At 60.2% G+C, this 5,279-nt stretch carries 6 protein-coding genes; 1 reads left to right on the top strand and 5 read right to left on the bottom strand.

The genetic code is table 11. From position 1 onward, the window contains the following. Positions 1–769: TIGR04013 family B12-binding domain/radical SAM domain-containing protein (locus ACGFI8_RS47835; protein ID WP_392815755.1), on the top strand; the 769-nt coding region annotated here is incomplete at its 5' end. Positions 770–1,192: 423 nt separating this feature from the next. On the opposite strand, the gene ACGFI8_RS47830 is transcribed toward ACGFI8_RS47835, so the two are convergent. The 5 genes from ACGFI8_RS47830 to ACGFI8_RS47810 all read right to left on the bottom strand — a co-directional run bounded on the left by ACGFI8_RS47830 (position 1,193) and on the right by ACGFI8_RS47810 (position 4,541). Beyond that, positions 1,193–1,474: a hypothetical protein gene (locus ACGFI8_RS47830; protein WP_392815753.1), complete on the bottom strand. Its 282-nt coding sequence runs from the start codon at positions 1,472–1,474 to the stop codon at positions 1,193–1,195. Beyond that, on the bottom strand, positions 1,465–2,115 hold the full coding sequence (locus tag ACGFI8_RS47825) for a hypothetical protein (protein ID WP_392815750.1): 651 nt from the start codon (positions 2,113–2,115) through the stop codon (positions 1,465–1,467). The genes ACGFI8_RS47830 and ACGFI8_RS47825 overlap by 10 nt, the downstream gene beginning before the upstream one ends. Then, complete coding sequence (locus ACGFI8_RS47820) at positions 2,112–2,813, bottom strand: HNH endonuclease (RefSeq protein WP_392815748.1); 702 nt, start codon at positions 2,811–2,813, stop codon at positions 2,112–2,114. The genes ACGFI8_RS47825 and ACGFI8_RS47820 overlap by 4 nt, the downstream gene beginning before the upstream one ends. 116 nt (positions 2,814–2,929) lie before the next feature. Beyond that, positions 2,930–4,189, bottom strand: a complete 1,260-nt coding sequence (locus ACGFI8_RS47815; RefSeq protein ID WP_392815746.1) for an XRE family transcriptional regulator — start codon at positions 4,187–4,189, stop codon at positions 2,930–2,932. Further along, entirely contained in the window at positions 4,134–4,541 is a 408-nt protein-coding gene (locus ACGFI8_RS47810; protein WP_392815743.1) for a hypothetical protein, read from the bottom strand. Before ACGFI8_RS47810 ends, ACGFI8_RS47815 begins: the two co-directional genes overlap by 56 nt. Between the last annotated feature and the right edge of the window lie 738 nt (positions 4,542–5,279).

Raw genomic sequence — 5,279 nt, 5'->3', positions numbered from 1 at the left:
CTCGTGCAGGTTCTGCCAAACCCCCTTCATGTTCTCGGCACGGTTCCGGCACCGCAGTGTGGAGAACGTCCGCTGGCACGTCGACCAGATGCGTGAGCGGGGTCTGCGGGACGTCCGGTTCATCACGCCTACGGCGCTGTCGTACGGCAGCCAGGACGAGTCGCCGAACCTGGACGCCGTCGAGGAGCTGCTCGCCTCGTGCAAGGAGGGCATCGGCCCGGAAGGCCGCGTCTTCTTCGGCTCGTTCCCGAGCGAGATCCGCCCTGAGCACGTGAGCCGTGAGGCGCTGAAGCTCGTCAAGCGTTACTGCTCCAATAACAACATCATCGTCGGTGCCCAGTCCGGCTCGGACCGCGTCCTTGACGCCGCGAAGCGGGGCCACGGCGTCGAGGAGGTCAAGCGTGCGGCCCGCCTCGGTATCGAGGAAGGCTTCCGCATTAACGTCGACATGATCTTCGGCATGCCCGGCGAGGACCAGGGCGACGTCGACGATTCGCTTCGGTTGGCCCGCGATCTGGCCGAGATGGGCGCGCGGATCCATGCCCACACCTTCATGCCCCTGCCCGGCACCCCTTGGCGCGACGCGGCCCCGGGCGACGTTGACCCCGAAACCATCAAGGCAGTGGACCGGCTCTCGCAGCAGGGCGTGTTGTACGGCCACTGGCAACGGCAACGGCAACACGCGGCACGACTGGCCGCAGCCGCCGAGGCGTACCCGCGGCCAGGCCGCAGTCGGACGCTGTTGCCGATCCGCCCGGCATCGGAATAGATACGAAATCCGGCACCCACGAGCCAGCCGCCTGGCCACCCACGGGGCCCAACGCACAGCGGCTATCGCAACTGATGGCGTCTGATGGAGTGATGTTCGCAAACGACCAGCGCAGACCGTCAGGCTCGGACTTGCCGCCAACGTCGTCGCCGACAGTGACCGCGCCGCGAGCCTGCCCAGGCCGAGTCCTGCAGCCCTCGGCGCAGTCTGCGACCTCCACAGCATCGCCTAACCTGGCGCCGACCCGACAATTGCTTCCTTGCGCGCTCGCTCTCCCTCGGGAACGAAGTTCCTCACGGGCGACACGAGATATGACGGTGACCCGCCATCCTTCTGACCAGGAGGTTTGCGTCGGGAATGAAGCCACGATGCGGGCTCATGTCGACGACAAGGCGGGTGGAAGCGGGGCCGCGAAAGGCTGGGTCACAGCAGACGCATCGCGCCAGTGGACGCCTTGAAGTCGTAGAATCGTTCTTCGCCTCTGGTCATCGCGATGATACGTAACGGCGGGTCATAGTCGTCCCACCCGCGGGCGGCCCTTAGCGCTACCACAATGCTCCGATCCTGGTACGTGACAAGAACATCGAGATCGGCAGGGCTGGACGACTTGAGAGCCGACCCGAACAGCCACACCTGCAGCTCTGGAAACTCAGCGGCTAGTCGGCAGAATTCATTGAGATGCGGCCAGCGGTCCGTCAGGCCCATTCTTTTCCCAGATCGTTGAGAAATTCGTTGAACGTCAGAACCCGAACGCCGGCGTGCTCGGCTGCCTTTGATACTTCATCCGCAAATCCTCGACAGTTCGGATTGGTGTTTACAATGACGTCGAGATCAACGTTATCGTTGCGGTCCAAGAGTGTGTAGACCTCGTCGGAGGTGAGTTCGTAGTGGTCGACAGTCACGATGTTCAGCGTGGAAAGCGCACCGACCCGAGAGATCTCGTATACTGCCGCTCCGCGGCGCCGCAAACCGTCGACATGACGATTGTTGCCCAGCCGGCTTAGTACATATGCCTGTTCACGGCTCAGGTGTTCGGCGATGTTTACGTCTTCGGCAAGCGCGGACTTGAGCTCGCCGAAGGTAGAAAGGCAGATGCCCAGTTCATCTGCGAGCTCGTAGGCTTCGCTTTCGGCCTGCCGTTTAACGAGTACCACGAATTCGACGCTGGGCATCTCCTGATGGGCCAGATTGAGGTCCGCTGTCGTGAACCAGTCGGTTCCACTCTCGACACAGTAGACGAATGCGGTCGGCCGAACCCATCGCTCGATCTGCAAACCGTGCTGTCCAATGGGATGGATCGTATACTCGTCCTGCAGTTTACCGATGATCCAACTTCGGATGGTCATACCGCTTCTCCAGTCAGGATCGAGCCCATGCCGTCCGGGAAGCGGGTAGATTCGGCGCCCCAATCGCGAAAGAGGTGGCGCGCTGCGAACTCCATTACGTGGAGGGCGAAGAGGTCGGCGATGCGGCGCTCCTGTGGCCCAAGCAGCGACCGGTTCTGTTTCAACACCCTTCCGATCGTGGCGTTGTTGGGCACGATTGTCGAGACCACGTGCCGGCGCCACTGAGTGGCCCGTGCTTCGGAGAAGTTGCCAGCCACCGGTCCGTATTGGATAAAAATGACTCGGTTTTCCTCCAGCAGAGGAGTGATGAATGCCCGGCACGCGTCTCGAGTCTTGAACTCCGGCGTGCCGAAGGCGCGTTGGAGCGATTCCTGATGTCGGACCTTCCATTGTTGCAGCAGCTCGATCGGGTACACATCAGGCGCTTTGTCAACCTTCCTGTGGCAGTTGGCGCACAGTACGACAACGTTGCTGTGGTGCGCTCGTGCCTCCGGCGAGAGCTGAGAGACCGCCACGTCGCGAGGGCCGCCGGTCGAAGCGGCAATGATGTGCGCCATCTCGGCGAAGTCAACGTCTGCGTTGTCGTCGAATAGGACAACTTCACACTCAGGGTTGGTGCAGTACCCACCCGCCTCGCTCCAGAGGCGACGCTTCGTTGAATCAGTGAGCGGAAGCCGTTCACACGTCTTTCGCGACATGCTGCTCCTTGTGTATCAGGATGCCGGGTCGGCGGCAGCCACCATTCGAGCCATTGTCCCACAGACTAAGTAATCAGCTGATCGATTCGACTAATCAGATGATCGATCAGGATCGCCTACGATCGGCGCCTCGGAGCCCGTGAAAACATTCGAACCTCACCCATCCTTGCTGGCGATCCGCCAGGCTCTAGAAAGTCCGAAACGTCGACTTCGGGCAGCTTGTTTACCTCTTCTCCAAGATAAAAGTTGATCATCTCGGTACTGAAGTGAAGCCGATCAGCCAAAGCCTCGATCCCCACGCCACTCTTTGTGGAGATCTCAAGAGCGCGCTTAAGAAGGACGGGCTGTTCGCCGGGGTAAGCATCTATCGGCTCGGGCTGAACGACTAGAGATTCCTGGAGTTCATGAAGCCTTTGCCAGGCCCGCCTGTAAGGCATATCACCCAGAAGTCCTAGCTCTCGGCTTCGGTATATGAGAGCCCTGATCGAAACTCCCCATGCCGTTTGTAGGCGAGCGTACACATTGAAGTCAACGCGGCCTGGCAGGCTCGGCATAATTGAGGCCGAAGGCATTAGGAACTCGGCAGCAAACGCGTCGGCTTCCCGTTCATGTTCAATATCACCTGGCTGCGCCTCGCCATGCATCACAAGATGACCAAGTTCGTGCGCCGCAGCAAATCGGAGGTGGTAAACGTCGTCTCTGTCTGTTGTTAACACCACTACAGGCCGCGGAAGTCTTGCGGTAGAAAACGCCTTCACGCGCGCCGCTTCGGAGAACGGAAGAAGCGTGACGATAATCCCTTTTGACTCCAGCAGTCTCACCATGTGGGGAATCGCAGCTTCTCCTAGGCCCCACCTACGACGCAGTTCACGTGCCGCTGCAGCTGGTTCACCAGGAACGGACGGCACGACTTCGCCGGCCACCCAACCAGGGAGATCGATCGAAGGAAGTCGCACCCTCTCACCAAGGGCGTGACTTAACTCCCAGACCTGTGCAGCGTACGCAACCCCCCGCTCACGCTCGTACGCCCTAGTCGACCGAAGACTACTGAAGTGCGCCATCGATACATCAAGGCTTGCCTTCGGTCGGCCTGCGCTAAATGCAAAGAAGCGGACCGGCACACCAAGAACCTCGGCCAGCCTCAAAACGAGTTCCGGCCGAGGTCGAATGGTTCCTGCCTCGTATTGTCCGACGGCCGCAGCCGAGACATCTATCTTGTCGGCAAGCGCGCTTTTTGTCAGGGCAGCAAGCTGCCGCGCCTGTGTCAGGCGAGCCCCATCGAAAAGTTCTACAACATCGAGCGCTAGCTCCAGTTGTATATTAAGACGCGTTGGAAGATTCGTTACCTTCTTCTTGGTCGGGTCCTTCGATGTCATTTTCATTATCCCCAATATCTACACCGATGGCCTCGTCATCGTCATTAAGGCCAAGGTAAACCTCGGGCTCCGGCCGAGAATCGAACCGGTCAAGGTTGTCGGCTATATCGTCTCTAATGCCAGTCAAATCACCGGCAAGAGCGTCGCTTAGCTGCAGCTCTTCGTCAAAGTTCCAATGAAGATGTCCACTGGGATACAATTCGACGTCGCCGAGAATCACCCGCAACAGACGCGACTGCGGGTTGGAGCAGAATGCGGCAAGCACCGCCTTGATTTCGCCGGCCCCGTCCACTCCCGACTCGAAGTGCTGAAAGACCTTCTCCGGCTCGCGCCCGATTGCGTCGAGATCCATCCAGCCTTGCGCTCGATTTCACTCGCGGTTCGAGCGGCGAACAGATCCCTCTTGAAGTTCGACACAACCTTCATGGGGATCTCGCGGTGATCGACATCGCTCGCGTTCCCGAAACACCAGGGATAGATGAGCGCACCGTCAACGAAGGCGAAAGGTCGACCGTGCAACTTGAAGATCTCGGCGTCGACGAGCTTCTTCAGTGCGTAAGCCACCGCATCGAGGCTGTAGTAGTAGCGGGCGGTCCCGTAAACAGCCCTCTTGTGGAACGTGCTGCCAGCGTATTCGTTCGCCGCCTCGTTGTTGGCAACGGAGAGCCCAAGGGCCACCCCCCGCCTCAGGCCGGGAGCACCGGCCCCGAAGCGCCGATCGAGCCAAGAACCTTGCAAGTCGTCCCCCTTCAGTCCTACCCGCCACTTCAGCGGGCGTTGCCCCCCTCAGCATCATGCACTTTAGAATTTCGCAGTGCAAGGGTATCCGACACTTCGGCGAGTCACGCAGACGCGAGCGGCCGGCCGCACCACGTGCACGCCGACAGCCGGTACACCCAGATCAACGCATGCGACTGACGATTGGGGCTCTCCCGCCGCGTGGACCGCCGGACGCGGCGTGTACGAAAGTTGTGCTTGAAGCAACCCCCGAGGGGTCGAAGAGACGCGCACCGCGTGCTGCTGCTCAGATCCTGAGCTCCTCGTACAACTCCGAGGATCAGAGAGTAGTTGGGGCTAGTGCGCACACGAA

It is taken from the genome of Dactylosporangium sp. NPDC048998 (genome assembly GCF_043197855.1).
Classification (GTDB): Bacteria; Actinomycetota; Actinomycetes; order Mycobacteriales; family Micromonosporaceae; genus Dactylosporangium.
This window is presented reverse-complemented; position numbering and strand designations above follow the sequence as displayed.

Excerpts from the sequence above, each read along its gene's own strand:
- ACGFI8_RS47830 (WP_392815753.1), bottom strand. The coding sequence starts at position 1,474 with ATGGGCCTGACGGACCGCTGGCCGCATCTCAATGAATTCTGCCGACTA.
- ACGFI8_RS47825 (WP_392815750.1), bottom strand. The coding sequence starts at position 2,115 with ATGACCATCCGAAGTTGGATCATCGGTAAACTGCAGGACGAGTATACG.
- ACGFI8_RS47820 (WP_392815748.1), bottom strand. The coding sequence starts at position 2,813 with ATGTCGCGAAAGACGTGTGAACGGCTTCCGCTCACTGATTCAACGAAG.
- ACGFI8_RS47815 (WP_392815746.1), bottom strand. The coding sequence starts at position 4,189 with ATGACATCGAAGGACCCGACCAAGAAGAAGGTAACGAATCTTCCAACG.
- ACGFI8_RS47810 (WP_392815743.1), bottom strand. The coding sequence starts at position 4,541 with ATGGATCTCGACGCAATCGGGCGCGAGCCGGAGAAGGTCTTTCAGCAC.